The following is a 16,891-nucleotide window of genomic DNA, read 5'->3' as shown; positions in this document are numbered from 1 at the left end:
CCTCATCAATTGGCTTCGTCTTTATTGACCGAATTGAGCAGAAATTTGCCAATCAGATCTTCCAGCACCAGCGAGGATTGAGTGTCGTGGATGGTGCTGCCGTCTTTGAGCACGTCCTCCTCCCCGCCAACGCTGATACCGATGTACTTCTCGCCAAGCAGACCCGCGGTCAGAATCGATGCCGTGGAGTCCTGAGGCAGGTTATTGACGTCACCATCGAGCTCTAGGGTCACCCGCCCCATGTAACTGTCACGATCCAGGTCGATGGCGGTCACCTTGCCGATACTGACACCCGCCATGGTCACCTTGGCGCGCACGGTCAGGCCGGCAATGTTGTCGAAATACGCATAGACCTTGTAGGTATCGCCCGCCGTCCCGACGCTCAAACCACTGACGCGCAGGGCCAACAGCAAGAGGGCCAGCACACCAGCCATGAGAAACAGGCCGACACCAATCTCCAGCGTGCGGTTTTGCATCAGAAATCTCCAAACATCAAAGCGGTCAAAATGAAATCCAGGCCTAGTACGGCCAACGAGGCATAGACGACGGTACGTGTCGTCGCGCGACTGATCCCCTCGGACGTGGGCTCGCAGTCATACCCCTGGAACACGGCAATCCAGGTCACCACAAAAGCAAAGACGACACTCTTGATCACACCATTGAGCACGTCGTCATAGAACGAAACACTGTTCTGCATGTTGGACCAGAACGACCCCTCGTATACGCCCAGCCAATCGACGGCGACCATGGCACCGCCCCATATGCCGACCACGCTGAAGATCATCGCCAGCAGCGGCATGGAAATGAAACCGGCCCACAGACGCGGCGCGACGATGTACTTGAGCGGATCGACGCCGATCATCTCCAGACTGGACAGCTGCTCGGTGGATTTCATGTTGCCGATCTCGGCCGTCAGCGCCGAACCGGCGCGCCCGGCGAACAGCAACGCCGTCACCACTGGCCCCAGCTCGCGCAACAGGGTCAGCGCGACCATCTGCCCGACCGCCTGCTCGGAGCCGTAGCTGACCAGGATGTTGTAGCCCTGCAGAGCCAGCACCATGCCGATGAAAATGCCGGAGACAACGATAATGGCCAACGACATGACGCCAACGGCGAACAGCTGCTTGATCAGCAACTGCAGCGGCTTGCCGGCACCGCTGCGCCCAAGCAGCGCGCCCAGCAGGAACAACACCGAGCGCCCCAGCGTCGCGACCACGTCGATACCCGCACGACCGAACAGACGCAGCCGCTCGAGCGGTGAAATTCTGCGCATCAACCTCTCCCCAACAGATCTTCGCGGTAGTCCGGCGCTGGATAATGGAAAGGTACCGGCCCATCCGGGATCCCTTTCATGAATTGGCGAATACGTGGATTCTCCGACTCCATCAATTCGGCGGGCGTGCCCTGACCCAATACCTGCGCATCGCCGACCACATAGATGTAGTCGGCGATACTGGCCGTTTCCGCCAGATCGTGGGAGACCACGACGCTGGTAATCCCCAGCGCATCGTTGAGCAGGCGGATCAAGCGCACCAGCACGCCCATGGCAATGGGGTCCTGGCCAACGAACGGCTCGTCGTACAGCAGTATCTGCGGATCCAGCGCGATGGCACGCGCCAGCGCCACGCGGCGCTTCATACCGCCGGAAAGCTCGTCCGGCATCAGCTCCAGAGCGCCACGCAGACCAACGGCCTGCAGCTTCATCAGGACGATGTCACGAATCATCTCTTCGGGCAGCTTGGTGTGCACACGCAACGGGAAGGCGACGTTCTCGAAGACATCGAGATCAGTGAACAGAGCGCCGCTTTGGAACAGCACGCCCATTTGCTTGCGCATGTCGAACAGCTCGTCACGCGACAGTTTCGGCAAGCTGACACCCGAGACACGAACATCGCCAGCCGACGGACGCAACTCGGCGGCGATCAGGCGCAACAGCGTGGTCTTGCCACAACCGGACGGCCCCATGATGCCGGTGACCTTGCCGCGCGGGATGCGGATATCGACGCTGTCGAAGATCGCCCGCGCCCCGCGACTGAAGCTGACGCCCTGCAACTCGATCGCGTACTCGTGCTCGGCGCTCATCTGAACTCCTTGAAAAACGGGCCATCCTGGAGACTCCATCGCCCACCTGTGGGGACACACCTGCAAGATGGCCGAAATGGCCGCGGACTATAGCATTTGCTGCTGTTGCCCCCCAATAGCGGCGCACCTCGGCGTTCAGAATTACGACAGCTTCATTGTTACGCAACATTCAGCAAAGGTGAGCGCTGTAAGCTTTTCCCGTTATAATCCTCGCCTTTTTCGCCCGAAAGCCCTGTGCCGCATGAACCAGTCCCGCGATCTGATTGACTCCGCCCAGCGTACCATTCGCCTCGAAATCGAAGCAGTACAGGACCTTTTGCCCCGAATCGACGCAGATTTCATCAAAGCCTGCGAACTGATTCTGAGCTGCAAGGGCCGCGTGGTCGTGGTTGGCATGGGCAAGTCCGGACATATCGGCAACAAGATCGCCGCCACCCTGGCCAGCACCGGCACAACCGCATTCTTCGTTCACCCGGCTGAAGCCAGCCACGGTGACATGGGCATGATCACCCGCGACGACATCGTTCTGGCCCTGTCTAACTCAGGCTCGACGGCGGAAATCGTCACCCTGCTGCCACTGATCAAACGCCTCGGCATTCGCCTGATCAGCATGACCGGCAACCCGAACTCGCCGCTGGCCAAGGCCGCCGAGGTCAATCTCGACGCACGCGTCTCGCAGGAAGCCTGCCCACTGAACCTGGCACCCACGTCATCGACCACGGCGAGCCTGGTACTGGGCGACGCCCTGGCCATCGCCCTGCTGGAAGCACGCGGCTTCACTGCCGAAGACTTCGCCTTCTCCCACCCCGGCGGCGCCCTCGGCCGTCGCCTGCTGCTGAAGGTCGAGAACGTCATGCACAGAGGCGACGCCCTGCCCCAAGTGAAGCGTGGCACCAGCCTGCGCGACGCACTACTGGAAATGACCCAGAAAGGCCTCGGCATGACCGTGGTATTGGAGAGCGATGGCCGCCTGGCCGGCATCTTCACCGACGGAGACCTGCGCCGCACCCTGGACAAGGGTATCGATGTACGCCAGGCGCTGATCGACGAGGTGATGACGCCACACGGCAAGACCGCTCGCGCAGAAATGCTCGCTGCAGAGGCTCTGAAAATCATGGAAGACCATAAGATCAATGCCCTGGTAGTCGTCGACGATCAGGACAACCCGGTCGGCGCACTGAACATGCACGACCTGCTGCGCGCGGGGGTGATGTGATGAACGACCTGTTGCAGCGCGCCCGCGCTATCAAACTGGCGATCTTCGACGTCGACGGCGTGCTCACCGACGGCCGCCTGTACTTTCTCGAAGACGGCAGTGAGTTCAAGACCTTCAACACCCTCGACGGTCACGGCATCAAGATGCTGATCAACTCGGGGGTACGTACAGCCATCATCAGCGGACGCAAGACGCCGGTGGTCGAGCGGCGTGCCAACAACCTGGGCATCCAACACCTGTTCCAGGGGCGCGAAGACAAACTGGTGGTTCTTGACGGCCTGCTTGCCGAACTCGGCCTAGAATATGGGCAGGTCGCCTACCTGGGTGACGATTTGCCGGATCTGCCGGTTATTCGTCGCGTTGGCCTGGGCATGGCGGTGGCCAGCGCGGACAGCTTCGTCCGCCAACACGCCCATGGCGTAACCCAGGCTCACGGCGGAGACGGTGCAGCCCGGGAATTCTGCGAACTGATCATGCGTGCCCAAGGCACGCTGGACGCGGCGCAAGCCGCCTACCTGTGAGCAAAGCATGCTGCGCAAAGCCATCAACACACTGATTTTCGCCCTGATTGCCGTCGTCGTGGCTGCACTCGGCTACTGGAACATTGCCCCGGAGAACGCCCAGCGCTCTCAGCCGGCCAACAACGACAACGTCGTTGACTTTTACGTGGTCGGCGCACGCACGGTGCAATACCAGGATGACGGGAAACTGCATTACCGCATGACCGCCGACAAGCTCGAGCACGTCAAGAGCACCGACATCACTTTGATCGACACCCCGAAGCTGGACCTTTACCGCGGCACCGAACTGCCGTGGAAAGTCACCAGCCAACGTGCCGAGGTATCGCCCGGCGGCACCGAGGTAGAACTGATCGATGACGTGCGCATCGCCCGCACCGATGCAAAGAACCGCCCGACCATCATCACCAGCAGCCGCATGACCGTTATCCCCGATAAGGAATATGCGCAGACAGAGCAAGCCGTTAGAATCGTCGCGGCCAATGGGGTGACCACGGCACAAGGAATGAAAGCGTACTTGAATGACAGCAGGATGATCCTGCAGTCCAACGTAAGAGGCCAGCATGAGGTTCGTTAACACCCTCCCCCTGATTCTCAGCCTCGGCGCCGCATTGGGAAGCGCGGCTGCCTGGGCACTGCCATCGGATCGTGACCAACCGATCCGCATCCAGGCCGATACCGCCGAGCTGGATGACAAGCAGGGTGTCGCCGTTTATCGCGGCGACGTAATCATCACTCAGGGCACCCTGAAGATTACCGGCGACACCGTCACCATCACCCAGACGGCCAGCGGCGATATCGACGTATTCACGTCCGTCGGCGACCTCGCCTACTACGAGCAGAAGCCAGCCGTGGACAAGGACATCGTCAAGGCCTACGGCAAGACCATCCAGTACTTCGCCAGCAACGAACGCATCGTGCTGATCGACCAGGCCAAGGTGATTCAGGAAGGCAATACCTTCGAAGGCGAGAAAATCGTCTATGACACCCGCCGCCAGATTGTCAACGCTGGCCGTGCCACGGGCAACAATGTCAGCACACCGCGCCCGCGCATCGACATGGTCATCCAACCGAAGAACAAACCCGCAGATCAGGCACCGCAGTAATGGCCATTCTCAAAGCCCAACACCTGGCCAAAAGCTACAAGAGTCGCCAGGTCGTTCGCGACGTCAGCATGAGCATCGAAAGCGGACAAATCGTCGGCCTGCTCGGCCCCAACGGCGCCGGCAAGACCACCTGCTTCTACATGATCGTCGGCCTGGTGCGCGCCGATCAGGGTCGCGTGCTGATCGATGATGTCGACGTCAGCCATCAGCCCATGCATGGCCGCGCCCGCGCCGGCATTGGCTATCTGCCGCAGGAAGCCTCGATTTTCCGCAAGCTGTCGGTGGCCGACAACATCATGGCCATTCTCGAGACCCGCAAGGATCTGGATCGCGCCGGACGCCAGGCCGAGCTGGAAAGCCTGCTGCAGGAATTTCATATTCACCACATCGCCGACAGCCTCGGCATGAGCCTGTCTGGCGGCGAACGCCGGCGAGTGGAAATTGCCCGCGCCCTGGCCACCAATCCCAAGTTCATCCTGCTCGATGAGCCGTTTGCCGGTGTCGACCCGATCTCGGTGGGCGATATCAAACAGATCATTCACCACCTCAAGACCAAGGGCATTGGCATCCTGATCACCGATCACAACGTGCGCGAAACCCTGGATATCTGCGAAACCGCCTACATCGTCAATGACGGGCAACTGATCGCCGAAGGTAATGCCGAAACCATTCTGGCCAACCAGACGGTCAAGGAAGTCTACCTGGGGCATGAATTCCGCCTGTAAGGCGCAATATTTCACACCGGAAATATTGCAACCCCTAGGCAAAAACCAGAAATTCAGGCATATAATTTGCTTCCTGGCGGCGCTTCGGCGCCCTGATGTGGAAGGCGTAACTCGCCGGTAAATTAAGGTCTGCAATGAAACCATCGCTAGTCCTCAAGATGGGCCAGCAGCTGACGATGACACCGCAGCTGCAACAGGCTATCCGCCTCCTCCAACTGTCGACCCTGGATCTGCAACAGGAAATCCAGGAGGCATTGGAGTCCAATCCCATGCTCGAGCGCCAGGAAGATGGCGACGACTTCGATAACAGCGACCCGATGGCCGACGGTGCAGAAAGCGCCACCCCCGCCCCCAGCAAAGAAGAGAGCTACCAGGAAACCACTCCGACCGTTGACAACCTGGACGACGGCGAATGGTCGGAACGCATTCCCAACGAGCTCCCTGTCGACACGGCCTGGGAAGACGTATACCAGACCAGTGCCAGCAGCCTGCCGAGCAACGACGATGACGAGTGGGACTTCACCACCCGTACATCCAGCGGCGAGAGCCTGCAGAGTCATCTGCTCTGGCAACTGAACCTGGCCCCCATGTCGGACAAGGACCGGCTGATCGCCGCCACCCTGATCGACTGCATCAACAACGACGGCTACCTCGAAGAAACCCTCGAAGAAGTCACCGAGTCATTCGACCCCGAGCTGGATATCGAACTCGACGAAGTCGAGGTCGTCCTGCATCGCATCCAACAGTTCGAACCGGCCGGTATTGGCGCGCGCGACCTGCGTGAGTGCCTGCTGCTGCAATTGCGTCAGCTACCTGCCAGCACACCTTGGCTGATCGAAACCCAGCGTGTAGTCGGTGATTTCCTCGAAGTGCTCGGCAGCCGCGACTACGCGCAACTGATGCGTCGCACCAAGCTCAAGGAAGACGAACTGCGTCAGGTCATCGACCTGATCCAGCGCCTCAACCCACGTCCCGGTTCGCAGATCGAGTCCAGCGAGCCCGAATACGTGGTACCGGACGTCATCGTGCGCAAGCACAACGACCGCTGGCTGGTTGAGCTCAACCAGGAGGCCATGCCGCGCCTGCGCGTCAACCCGCAGTATGCCGGCTTCGTCAAGCGCGCCGACTCCAGCGCCGACAACACCTTCATGCGCAATCAGTTGCAGGAAGCGCGCTGGTTCATCAAGAGCCTGCAGAGCCGCAACGAGACGCTCATGAAGGTGGCCACGCAGATCGTCGAGCACCAGCGCGGCTTCCTCGACTATGGCGACGAAGCGATGAAACCGCTGGTACTGCATGACATCGCCGAAGCTGTGGGCATGCACGAATCGACCATCTCGCGTGTCACCACTCAGAAGTTCATGCACACCCCGCGCGGCATTTACGAGCTGAAATACTTCTTCTCCAGCCATGTCAGCACCTCCGAAGGTGGCGAATGCTCGTCCACCGCGATCCGCGCCATCATCAAGAAACTGGTTGCCGCAGAAAACGCGAAAAAGCCGTTGAGCGACAGCAAGATCGCTGGTTTACTGGAGGCACAAGGCATCCAAGTCGCCCGTCGGACGGTCGCCAAGTATCGCGAGTCCCTCGGTATAGCGCCCTCCAGTGAGCGCAAGCGACTGATGTAGGCCAATTGGAGGCCTGGGCCTCCAAGCCAAAGTGTTCCGGTGGCGGGTCGAGCGAGACCCGTCTCTTACACAAGGCAACAAGGAGAAAGCGGTATGCAAGTCAACATCAGTGGACATCAGCTGGATGTGACCGACGCCCTGCGTGACTATATCGGCGAGAAACTGGGCCGACTGGAACGCCACTTCGACAAGATCACCAACGTACAGGTGACGATGGAGGTCGAAAAACTCAAGCAGAAAATCGAGGCTACTCTGCACGTCGCAGGCGGCGAAGTCGTCGCCAACGCTGAACATCAGGACATGTACGCGGCCATCGATCTCTTGGCCGACAAACTCGACCGTCAACTCATCAAGCACAAGGAAAAGCAGCTCGAACGCCTGCAAGGCGCCACAGCCCGCTGACATTCCCCATCCATGATCCGACTTGAAAACATCCTGACCCCCGGCCGTTCCCTGGTGAACGTGCCGGGCGGCAGCAAGAAGCGCGTGCTCGAACAGATCGCCAACCTGGTAGCCCGCGATCTTCCCGACCTGGACGCACAGGACATTTTCGAAAGCCTCATTGCCCGCGAGAAACTCGGTTCAACCGGTTTCGGCAACGGCATCGCCATTCCTCACTGCCGCCTGGCCGGCTGCAGTGAACCCATCAGCGCTGTCCTGCACCTGGAAGCAGCCGTTGATTTCGACGCCATCGACGGCGCACCGGTCGACCTGCTGTTCGTACTGCTGGTACCGGAAGCCGCCACCGATGCTCACCTCGAACTACTACGCCAGATCGCCAGCATGTTGGATCGCAACGACGTTCGTGAACGCCTGCGCCAAGCAGCAAGCGGCGAAGACCTTTACCAAGTGGTAGTGGACATTCAGAGCGGTCAATAAGCATGCGCCTGATCATCGTCAGCGGTCGTTCGGGCTCGGGCAAAAGCACCGCCCTCGGTGTTCTTGAAGATAACGGTTTCTACTGCATCGATAACCTGCCAGCGGGCCTTCTGCCTGATCTGGCTGAACGCTTTCTGCCGCACAGTGACATGCTGTTGCCGCAAGTCGCCGTTTCCATCGATGCGCGCAACCTGCTGAGCCAGCTCAAACGCTTTCCGGAACTCCTCGACGAAGTGCGCAAGCGCAACATCCGCTGCGACGTGCTCTATCTGGATGCCGAAGACGACACGCTGCTCAAGCGTTTCTCGGAAACCCGTCGCCGCCACCCGCTGACCAACGACAACCGCTCCTTGGCCGAGGCAATCGCCTATGAAAGCCAGCTGTTGTCCCCGATCACCGACCGTGCCGATCTGAAGATCGACACCACACGCCTGAACCTTTACCAGTTACGCGATACCCTGAAGCTGCGCCTGCTTGGCCAGGAACAGAGCGGAACGGCTTTTCTGGTCGAATCCTTCGGTTTCAAACGCGGCATGCCAGTGGATGCGGACCTGGTATTCGATGTGCGGTGCCTGCCCAACCCATATTGGAAACCCGAGCTCCGTGACTATTCCGGGCTTGAACAACCCGTGATCGACTACCTCCGCGCGCAACCGGAAGTAGAAGAAATGTATCAGGACACCCTCGCCTATCTGGACAAGTGGCTGCCGCGCTTCGCGGCCAGCAACCGCGCCTATGTCACCGTTGCCATCGGTTGCACCGGAGGCCATCACCGTTCGGTGTATCTGGCCAATCGCCTGAGCCAGGCGCTGAAAGAAAAACTGAAGAACGTCCAGGTGCGTCACCGCGACCTCAGCTAAGGAGCATTGCCGCGATGCCAGCACGCAACATCGTCATCATCAACAAACTCGGTCTGCATGCACGCGCAGCGGCCAAGTTCGTCGGCGTCGCTACGACTTATCCCTGTCAGGTTCGCATCGGACGTAGTCCCGAGAGTCTGGTAGACGGCAAGAGCATCATGGCCGTCATGATGCTCGCCGCCGGGAAGGGAACCGAGGTGCACCTGCTCACCGAAGGCGACGATGACCAGCAAGCCATGGATGCACTGGTCGGTCTTATCGAGAACTACTTCGAGGAAGGCGAGTAAGCCACCGCGCTCTGCCCGGTTTTCCTCCGGGCCACGCGCCACTGCAGCACCCTGGTTTCATCGAGCCTAAGCCAAGGCCGTATCCAGCAGCATCATCAGGCAGAAACCTGCCGCCAGAGCCAGACTGGCTTCACTGGCACGCCCCTGACGCTGGGACTCGGGAACGACCTCGTGGATCACTGCCAGCAGCATGGCTCCTGCTGCCAACGCCAGCCCCCATGGCAGCAGCGTATGCGATACACCCACCACCCAGGCACAAAGCACCGCGAACAGCGGCTCGACCAGGCCCGATGCGGCTCCGAGAAGCACTGAAACCCCGCGCCCCATGCCCGCACTCGCCAGCACCAACGCGACGATCAATCCTTCGGGCACATCCTGCAGCGCGATACCGATCGCCAGACCTTCGGCACCACTCACGCCAGCGCCAGCAGCGACACCGACAGCCATACCCTCAGGGATGTTGTGCAAGACGATAGCGATGATGAACAACAGCAGACCATGCGTAAGGCCTTCCTGTCGTTGATCCACCAGCGCGCTTGTCTGCCAGCGCGCCAGCACTCGTCCCAAGCCCAACAAGGAAGCAGCCCCTACCAGCAAACCAATACCGACCAGGCTCCCGGCACTCCATGGCGTGAATCCCTGCTCGCCAGCAATGTCGAGTGCTGGCACCAGCAGAGAGAACACCGCTGCCGCCAGCATCACGCCGCCACCAAAGCCAAGCAGCCTGGCCCGCCAATGATCGGACAGATCATTCATGAAAAGTACCGGCAACGCTCCCACGGCCGTTCCCGTAGCACAGAGCAACCCACCCTGTAGCGCTCGCAGCAATCGCGGCTCGACAGCCTGGTCGACCAACGCAGCCGTTTGAATGAACAGCAACAGGCCTCCGCAGAGCAGAATTGCCCCGCCTATCAGATAACGAAAAAACCGGCCATCGAGGCCGGGCAAGGAAGTCCGCAAGGTTCGCATCCTGTTCGCAGTCCGTCCGTTCAACTCAAGGCCTGTCGATATCGGCGCGCCACTTCGTTCCAGTCAACGACCTTGTAAAAGGCGCCGATATACTCCGGCCGTCGGTTCTGGTAGCGCAGATAGTAGGCATGCTCCCACACGTCCAGCCCCAGAATTGGCGTATTGCCATGCATCAGCGGGCTGTCCTGATTGGCGCTGCTTTCCACCAGCAGACGCTTGTCCGGCGTCACGCTGAGCCAGGCCCAGCCACTGCCGAAGCGGCTCAGTGCCGCTTTGGTGAATGCATCTTTGAACGCCTCGAAACCATCTAGTTCGGCCTCGATCGCCCGCGCCAGATCGCCATCGGGCAGGCCACCGCCATTTGGCGACATGATGGTCCAGAACAAGCTGTGATTGGCGTGCCCGCCACCCTGGTTGATGACTGCACCCTGCAGGTTCTGAGGGAGCTCCTTCACCTGGCGCAGCAGGTCTTCGATCGCCACCTCGGCGAAAGGCGTGCCCTCCAGGGCAGCATTGAGGTTATTGATATAGGTCTGATGATGCTTGCTGTAGTGAATCTCCATGGTTTGCGCATCGATATGAGGCTCCAGGGCATCGTAGGCGTAGGCCAGGGGAGGCAGGCTATGGGGCATGAGTAGTTCTCCTTCAGTGATAGGAACGGCGCTGGCTAACCTGTTCTGCGGTCCGGCTGGACGCACCCAACAGGCGCTCGGTGCGCGGGAAAGCGCCGTGCTCGGCAATGAACTGCAGCAGTTCGATGTAAGTACGGCGGCTGTGGTGCAGGGCGATATCCCGCAACGCCTGAGGCTGCTCGATATCGCTGATGGTCTGCAGCAGCCGTTCGTGGCTGACGCAGAGGTTTTCCGCAGCCTTCTCCGGCTGGCCGAGGGTCAGGTGCAGATCGGCCAGGTTGTGGTGGGAAATGACGAAGGCGGCCACCGCCAGGTTGTGATCGGGCCAGCGCCCGAACAGCACCTGCGCCTCGGCCAGCGCACGCAGATAGAGCTCGCGCGCCTGCACCCAGTCGCCGTCGCTGAAGCAGCGGTTACCCGCCTCGATGGTTTCTTGCCAGTGCTCCATTGCCACCTCCCGGCTACTCGCCTGTCGTTACAGTCCGCCTTCGGTGAGTTTTTCCGGATCGAGCAGGCGCTCCAGTTGCTGGCGACTCAGATCGGTGTTTTCCAGCGCCACCTCGATGATCGGGCGCTGCTCGCGATAGGCCTGCTTGGCGATTTCCGCCGCCTTGAGGTAGCCGATCAGGGGATTCAGCGCGGTGACCAGAATCGGATTGCGTTCCAGCGCCTCGCGCAGCTTCGGCTCATTGACCTTGAAGCTACTGATGGCGCGGTCGGCCAGCAGGCGACTGGCATTGCTCAACAGCTGCAGGCTCGACAGCAGGTTGTCGGCCACCAGCGGCAGCATCACGTTGAGTTCGAAGTTGCCGGACTGCCCGGCGATGGCGATCGCCGCGTCGTTGCCGATCACCTGCGCGGCGACCATCGCGGTGGCCTCAGGGATCACCGGATTGACCTTGCCGGGCATGATCGAAGAACCCGGCTGCAGCGCCTCCAGCTCGATCTCGGCGAGACCGGCCAGCGGCCCGGAGTTCATCCAGCGCAGGTCGTTGGCGATCTTCATCAGCGACACGGCTACCGTTTTCAGCTGGCCAGAGACCGCCACGGCGGTGTCCTGCGAGCCGATCAGGGCAAAGAAGTTGCTGCCCGTGGTGAAGCTGATGCCACTCAGCGCGCTGAGCTCCTGGCAGAACTGCTCGGCGAAACGCGGATGAGCATTGACCCCGGTGCCCACCGCCGTACCGCCCTGCGCCAGCGCCTGCAGCGCCGGCTGCAGATGGCGCAGGTGTTCGATGTTGGCCTGGATCTGCTGCGCCCAGCCGTCGAGCACCTGACTCATGCGCACCGGCATGGCGTCCATCAGGTGGGTGCGGCCGGTCTTCACGTAGGGATGCACTTCCAGCGACTTCTCGCATAGCGCCCGCAGCAGATGGCCCAGCGCCGGCAGCAGGCGCTCGTGCAGTTCGATGGCGGCGCTGACATGAATCGTCGTGGGGATGATGTCGTTGCTGCTCTGCCCGCAGTTGACGTGATCGTTGGCGCTCACCGTGTCGCCGAGCAGGCGGCTGGCCAGGGTGGCGATCACCTCGTTGGCGTTCATGTTGGAGCTGGTGCCGGAGCCGGTCTGGAACACGTCCACCGGGAAATGCGCCATGCACTCCCCTTCGAGCAGTTGCTGGCAGGCACTGACGATGGCATCGCCCATGGCCGCATCGAGCTGCTGCAGCTCGACGTTGGCCCGCGCCGCCGCCGCCTTGGCGAGGATCAGCGCGCGCACGAAGGGCTCCGGCATGCGCCGCCCGGAGATCGGGAAGTTGTTCACCGCGCGCTGCGTCTGGGCGCCATACAGCGCGGCGGCAGGCACAGCCAGCTCGCCCATGCTGTCGCGTTCGATACGGGTGCCATCCATCATCTCAGCCATGGAATTGTCCTTGTGCCGGTTCGTCATAGGAAATCGAAGGTGCCAGGTGCAGACGCGCCAGGCGGTTGCGCAGGCTGTCCAGGCGCTGCAGGCGCTCGCGGCTGCTGGCCAGTTGCTGCAGGGCGTAAAGCGGCCGCCACAGGCGGTCGAGGCACTGGCTGCGCCAATGCAGGGGCAGTGCCGGATCGGCGGCAGTGTCGAGCAGCAGCTCGGCTACCTGGCGCCACATCTGCCAGCGGTCAAGGCCGCCGCGGGCGGCAATCTGCCGGCCATGCGCCTCGTGCAGGTCGAACTGGCGCGGATCATCGGGCAGCAGCGCGCAACGAATGCGCAGGGCCTGCGCCTGCCAGCATTCAAGACAGTGTCTGAGTTGGGGGTTGTCCATACGGGTCCACTCCAGATTTCGTAATGATATTTATTCCCATTATCAGGAATTAATCAACACGTAATCCGTGTGGACTTGTGCGCGTCAGCTCACCTGACGCGCACACAAGACAGCCGGCCTTGCGCCGGCCGTGGCTCAGTTGCCGGCGACGGTCATGCGCTCGATCAGCACCGAACCGGTGCAGATGTTGCTGCGCTTTTCCAGGTCGCTGCCGACGGCAACGATCTGCCGGAACATGTCGCGCAGGTTGCCGGCGATGGTCACTTCCTGCACCGCAAACTGGATCTCGCCGTTTTCCACCCAGTAACCGGCGGCGCCTCGCGAGTAATCGCCGGTGACGAGGTTGAGGCCGTGGCCCATCAACTCGGTGACCAGCAGGCCACGGCCCATGCGCTTGAGCAGCGCCGCCTGGTTTTCGTCGCCGTGGCTGACGAACAGGTTGTGCACACCGCCGGCGTTGGCCGTGCTGGGCAGGCCCAGCTTGCGCCCGGAGTAGGTGCCGAGCACGTAGGAGACCAACTCACCCTTCTCCACGAAAGGCTTGGCATAGGTGGCCAGACCGTCGCCGTCGAAGGCAGCGCTGCCCAGCGCGCGTGGCAGGTGCGGACGCTCGTCGAGGCTCAGCCACTCGGGGAACAGTTTCTGCCCCAGCGCGCCTTCGAGGAACGACGAGTGACGGTACAGGTTGCCGCCGGAGATCGCCGCCAGCAGGTGGCCGAACAGGCCACCGGCCAGCTCCGCGGAGAACAGCACCGGCACTTCGCAGGTCGGCACCGGCCGCGCACCGAGGCGGCTGACTGCACGCTGCGCGGCGCGTTGGCCGATGGCCACGGCGTCATCGAGCAGTTCGTCCTGACGATTGACGTCGTACCAGTAATCGCGCTGCATCTGCCCGGCCTCTTCGGCGATCATCACGCAACTGAGGCTGTGCCGGGTGCTGGCGTAACCGCCGATGAACCCATGGCTGTTACCGTACACACGGCAGCCCTGATGGGTATTGAGGCTGGTGCCATCGGCATTTTTGATCCGCGAGTCGGCGGCAAAGGCCGCGGCCTCGCAGGCCAGCGCGCGCTCCACCGCCTGCTCAGGGCTGATCGCCCAGGGGTGATAGAGATCCAGCTGCGGCAGCTCGCGGGCCATCAGCGCGGCATCAGCGAGGCCGGCACAATCGTCCTCGCTGGCATGCCCGGCAATCGCCAGCGCCGCAGCCACGGTTTCGCGGATGGCTGCCGCGCCGGTGGCCGAGGTACTCGCCGAGCCCTTGCGCTGGCCGACATACAGGGTGATGCCGAAGCCCTGGTCGCGGTTGAATTCGACGGTTTCTACTTCGCCCTGGCGCACCGTGGTGGACAGCCCCTGGCCGGCCGACACGGCTACTTCACAGGCACTGGCGCCCTGGCGGGCCGCTTCGGCGAGAATCGCCTCGACCTGCTCCTGCAGGGCGGGCAGGGCCTGCGGCCCGATCAGTTCTACTTCGCTCATAACCACTCCTGATCCTCATGTCGCAGACGACAGTCTGCCTGCGGTCGACCACCCGCGCTGGGGCCGGCGGTCACGGTTGCTGCTATCATGGCGGCGTTTCCCTCTGGACCCGCCCCATGTCTGAATCCTTCGACGACTTCTCGCTCGAGAAGAGCAAATCCCAAGTCAAACGCGAGCTGCATGCCCTGCAGGACCTCGGCGAGCGCCTGACCACGCTCAAGCCCGACCTGCTGGCCAAACTGCCGCTGACCGATGCTCTGCGCCGTGCTCTGGCCGAAGCGCCGAAGCACACCGCCAACGCCGCGCGCAAACGCCACATCCAGTTCATCGGCAAGCTGATGCGTGAACAGGATGTCGAGGCGATCCTCGCCCTGATCGACCAAGTCGATACCTCCACCCGCGAGTACAACGAGCGCTTCCACGCCCTCGAACGCTGGCGCGACCGCCTGATCGCCGAGGGCGACGCGGCGCTGGAGGGCTTCGTCGAGCTCTACCCGGAGGCCGACCGCCAGCACCTGCGCGGGCTGATCCGTCATGCCCAGCACGAACTGGCGCGCAACAAGCCGCCAGCCGCCGCGCGCAAGGTGTTCAAATACATCCGCGAGCTGGACGAGATCCAGCGCGGCCTGCGCTAACAGGCCGCTGAAAAACTACCTGCGTTGGCAATACTGCGTTAAAAACAGCCTCAAAATGCTCATTTACAGCACGTAAACTGCGCTTTTTCGGCTGTTTTTGCGGGGCCGCCATCGGCCTTGTCTTGCCTGCCTCGCCTACGTTTTTCAACGGCCTGCCAGACATCGCCGCACCGGCGCGCTTCACGCGCCGGTGCCGCCTACGGTGATGGCATCGATCTTCAGCGTCGGCTGACCGACGCCCACCGGCACCGACTGACCGTCCTTGCCGCAGGTGCCGACACCGCTGTCCAGGGCCAGGTCGTTGCCGACCATCGACACCCGGCTCATCGCCTCCGGACCATTGCCGATCATCGTCGCGCCCTTGACCGGGGCGGTGATCCTGCCGTCCTCTATCAGATAGGCCTCGCTGGTGGAGAAGACGAACTTGCCGCTGGTGATATCCACCTGGCCGCCGCCAAGGTTGGCGCAGTACAGGCCCTTCTTCACCGAGCGGATGATTTCTTCCGGATCGCTCTCGCCGGCCAGCATGTAGGTGTTGGTCATGCGCGGCATCGGCAGGTGCGCGTAGGACTCGCGACGGCCGTTGCCGGTGGCGGCCACGCCCATCAGGCGGGCATTGAGCTTGTCCTGCATGTAGCCCTTGAGCACGCCGTTTTCGATCAGCGTGGTGCACTGGGTCGGCGTGCCTTCGTCATCGACACTGAGCGAGCCGCGGCGCTCGGCCAGGGTGCCGTCGTCGACGATGGTGCACAGGCTCGATGCCACTTTCTCGCCCATACGGCCGCTGTAGGCGGAACTGCCCTTGCGGTTGAAGTCGCCTTCCAGGCCGTGGCCGACCGCTTCGTGCAGCAGCACCCCGGACCAGCCGGCGCCCATCACCACCGGCAGGGTGCCGGCTGGCGCCGGTTGCGCTTCGAGGTTGACCAAGGCCTGGCGCAGCGCCTCGCGGGCATAGCCCATGGCGCGGTCTTCGGCGAGAAAGTAGCGATAGTCGGTACGCCCGCCGCCGCCATGACCACCGCGCTCGCGGCGGCCGTTCTGCTCGACGATGACGCTGACATTGAAGCGCACCAGCGGCCGCACATCGGCGCACAGGCTGCCGTCATGGGCGGCGACCAGCACCTGATCCCAGACCCCGGCCAGGCTCACCGTGACCTGCTTGATGCGCGGATCCAGCGCGCGGGTGGCGCGGTCGATACGCTGCAGCAACTCGACCTTCTCGGCGCGGCCGAGCACATCCAGCGGGTTGTCGGCGCTGTACAACGCGGTCACGTGCGGCGTGACGAAGGCCCGCACGCGGCCTTCCTGACCGGCGCGGGAAATCGACCGGGCAGCACGTGCCGCCTGGCTCAGGGCCTCGCGGGTGATGGCGTTGCTGTAGGCGAAACCGGTCTTCTCGCCGGACTGGGCGCGCACGCCAACACCCTGATCGAGGTTGAAGCTGCCTTCCTTGACGATGCCGTCTTCGAGCACCCAGCTTTCGGAAATCTGGCTCTGGAAGTACAGGTCGGCAGCATCGATGCCCGGGCCGGCGACTTCGCCGAGCACGCCGGACAGGCTATCGAGCGTGAGGTTACCGGGGGCGAGCAGCTGCTCGCTGACGGATTGCAACAGGCTATTCAT

The 16,891-nt window shown here is 62.1% G+C and carries 21 protein-coding genes; 11 read left to right on the top strand and 10 right to left on the bottom strand.

All coding sequences use genetic code 11. The features are described from left to right. Positions 1 to 5: 5 nt before the first annotated feature. The 3 genes from mlaD to ACJRW5_RS02975 are packed head-to-tail and all read right to left on the bottom strand — an operon-like array spanning position 6 to position 2,082. Entirely contained in the window at positions 6 to 476 is a 471-nt protein-coding gene (mlaD, locus tag ACJRW5_RS02985) for an outer membrane lipid asymmetry maintenance protein MlaD (protein WP_484569036.1), read from the bottom strand. After that, positions 476 to 1,273 carry a lipid asymmetry maintenance ABC transporter permease subunit MlaE gene (gene mlaE, locus ACJRW5_RS02980; protein ID WP_484569035.1) on the bottom strand — a complete coding sequence of 266 codons (798 nt, stop codon included), beginning with the start codon at positions 1,271 to 1,273 and terminating at the stop codon, positions 476 to 478. Before mlaE ends, mlaD begins: the two co-directional genes overlap by 1 nt. After that, positions 1,273 to 2,082, bottom strand: a complete 810-nt coding sequence (locus ACJRW5_RS02975; protein WP_484569034.1) for an ATP-binding cassette domain-containing protein — start codon at positions 2,080 to 2,082, stop codon at positions 1,273 to 1,275. The genes mlaE and ACJRW5_RS02975 overlap by 1 nt, the downstream gene beginning before the upstream one ends. 241 nt (positions 2,083 to 2,323) lie before the next feature. Between ACJRW5_RS02975 and ACJRW5_RS02970 the strand changes: the two genes are divergently transcribed. The 10 genes from ACJRW5_RS02970 to ACJRW5_RS02925 all read left to right on the top strand — a co-directional run bounded on the left by ACJRW5_RS02970 (position 2,324) and on the right by ACJRW5_RS02925 (position 9,301). Continuing rightward, complete coding sequence (locus tag ACJRW5_RS02970) at positions 2,324 to 3,298, top strand: KpsF/GutQ family sugar-phosphate isomerase (RefSeq protein ID WP_484569033.1); 975 nt, start codon at positions 2,324 to 2,326, stop codon at positions 3,296 to 3,298. After that, positions 3,298 to 3,819 carry a KdsC family phosphatase gene (locus ACJRW5_RS02965; protein ID WP_484569032.1) on the top strand — a complete coding sequence of 174 codons (522 nt, stop codon included), beginning with the start codon at positions 3,298 to 3,300 and terminating at the stop codon, positions 3,817 to 3,819. The genes ACJRW5_RS02970 and ACJRW5_RS02965 overlap by 1 nt, the downstream gene beginning before the upstream one ends. A 7-nt stretch (positions 3,820 to 3,826) precedes the next feature. After that, a complete protein-coding gene (lptC, locus tag ACJRW5_RS02960; RefSeq protein WP_484569031.1) occupies positions 3,827 to 4,393 on the top strand; it encodes an LPS export ABC transporter periplasmic protein LptC in 567 nt (188 codons plus the stop codon). Further along, entirely contained in the window at positions 4,380 to 4,922 is a 543-nt protein-coding gene (gene lptA, locus ACJRW5_RS02955) for a lipopolysaccharide transport periplasmic protein LptA (protein ID WP_484569030.1), read from the top strand. The genes lptC and lptA overlap by 14 nt, the downstream gene beginning before the upstream one ends. Next, a complete protein-coding gene (gene lptB, locus ACJRW5_RS02950) occupies positions 4,922 to 5,647 on the top strand; it encodes an LPS export ABC transporter ATP-binding protein (protein WP_484569029.1) in 726 nt (241 codons plus the stop codon). Before lptA ends, lptB begins: the two co-directional genes overlap by 1 nt. 134 nt (positions 5,648 to 5,781) lie before the next feature. Continuing rightward, positions 5,782 to 7,275 (top strand): RNA polymerase factor sigma-54, encoded by a 1,494-nt coding sequence (locus tag ACJRW5_RS02945; RefSeq protein WP_484569028.1) that lies wholly within the window; start codon positions 5,782 to 5,784, stop codon positions 7,273 to 7,275. Positions 7,276 to 7,368: 93 nt separating this feature from the next. Continuing rightward, on the top strand, positions 7,369 to 7,677 hold the full coding sequence (gene hpf, locus ACJRW5_RS02940) for a ribosome hibernation-promoting factor, HPF/YfiA family (protein WP_003242873.1): 309 nt from the start codon (positions 7,369 to 7,371) through the stop codon (positions 7,675 to 7,677). Between the two features lie 12 nt (positions 7,678 to 7,689). Then, positions 7,690 to 8,154, top strand: a complete 465-nt coding sequence (gene ptsN, locus ACJRW5_RS02935) for a PTS IIA-like nitrogen regulatory protein PtsN (RefSeq protein ID WP_484569027.1) — start codon at positions 7,690 to 7,692, stop codon at positions 8,152 to 8,154. A gap of 2 nt (positions 8,155 to 8,156) precedes the next feature. Next, the gene (gene rapZ, locus ACJRW5_RS02930) at positions 8,157 to 9,014 is read left to right on the top strand and encodes an RNase adapter RapZ (RefSeq protein ID WP_484569026.1); all 858 of its coding nucleotides are present in this window, start codon (positions 8,157 to 8,159) and stop codon (positions 9,012 to 9,014) included. Positions 9,015 to 9,028: 14 nt separating this feature from the next. Continuing rightward, positions 9,029 to 9,301, top strand: coding sequence for an HPr family phosphocarrier protein (locus ACJRW5_RS02925; RefSeq protein ID WP_484569025.1), 273 nt, complete (start codon positions 9,029 to 9,031; stop codon positions 9,299 to 9,301). A gap of 66 nt (positions 9,302 to 9,367) precedes the next feature. On the opposite strand, the gene ACJRW5_RS02920 is transcribed toward ACJRW5_RS02925, so the two are convergent. The 6 genes from ACJRW5_RS02920 to pmbA all read right to left on the bottom strand — a co-directional run bounded on the left by ACJRW5_RS02920 (position 9,368) and on the right by pmbA (position 14,633). After that, entirely contained in the window at positions 9,368 to 10,270 is a 903-nt protein-coding gene (locus ACJRW5_RS02920) for a ZIP family metal transporter (protein WP_484569024.1), read from the bottom strand. A gap of 20 nt (positions 10,271 to 10,290) precedes the next feature. Further along, on the bottom strand, positions 10,291 to 10,902 hold the full coding sequence (locus ACJRW5_RS02915) for a superoxide dismutase (protein WP_484569023.1): 612 nt from the start codon (positions 10,900 to 10,902) through the stop codon (positions 10,291 to 10,293). Between the two features lie 13 nt (positions 10,903 to 10,915). Next, a complete protein-coding gene (locus ACJRW5_RS02910) occupies positions 10,916 to 11,350 on the bottom strand; it encodes a tetratricopeptide repeat protein (protein WP_484569022.1) in 435 nt (144 codons plus the stop codon). Between the two features lie 27 nt (positions 11,351 to 11,377). Beyond that, a complete protein-coding gene (gene fumC, locus ACJRW5_RS02905) occupies positions 11,378 to 12,754 on the bottom strand; it encodes a class II fumarate hydratase FumC (protein WP_484569145.1) in 1,377 nt (458 codons plus the stop codon). Positions 12,755 to 12,758: 4 nt separating this feature from the next. Continuing rightward, complete coding sequence (locus ACJRW5_RS02900; protein WP_484569021.1) at positions 12,759 to 13,151, bottom strand: FagA protein; 393 nt, start codon at positions 13,149 to 13,151, stop codon at positions 12,759 to 12,761. A gap of 135 nt (positions 13,152 to 13,286) precedes the next feature. Further along, on the bottom strand, positions 13,287 to 14,633 hold the full coding sequence (gene pmbA, locus ACJRW5_RS02895) for a metalloprotease PmbA (RefSeq protein ID WP_484569020.1): 1,347 nt from the start codon (positions 14,631 to 14,633) through the stop codon (positions 13,287 to 13,289). A 116-nt stretch (positions 14,634 to 14,749) separates the two neighbouring features. On the opposite strand from pmbA, the gene yjgA reads away from it, so the two are divergent. Beyond that, positions 14,750 to 15,268, top strand: a complete 519-nt coding sequence (yjgA, locus tag ACJRW5_RS02890; protein ID WP_484569019.1) for a ribosome biogenesis factor YjgA — start codon at positions 14,750 to 14,752, stop codon at positions 15,266 to 15,268. Positions 15,269 to 15,448: 180 nt separating this feature from the next. On the opposite strand, the gene tldD is transcribed toward yjgA, so the two are convergent. After that, positions 15,449 to 16,891, bottom strand: coding sequence for a metalloprotease TldD (tldD, locus tag ACJRW5_RS02885; protein ID WP_484569018.1), 1,443 nt, complete (start codon positions 16,889 to 16,891; stop codon positions 15,449 to 15,451).

It is taken from the genome of Pseudomonas pichavaramensis (assembly GCF_050473265.1).
GTDB lineage: Bacteria > Pseudomonadota > Gammaproteobacteria > Pseudomonadales > Pseudomonadaceae > Aquipseudomonas.
Note: the sequence above shows the minus strand (reverse complement) of the source record. Positions and strands in the feature narration are given on the sequence as shown.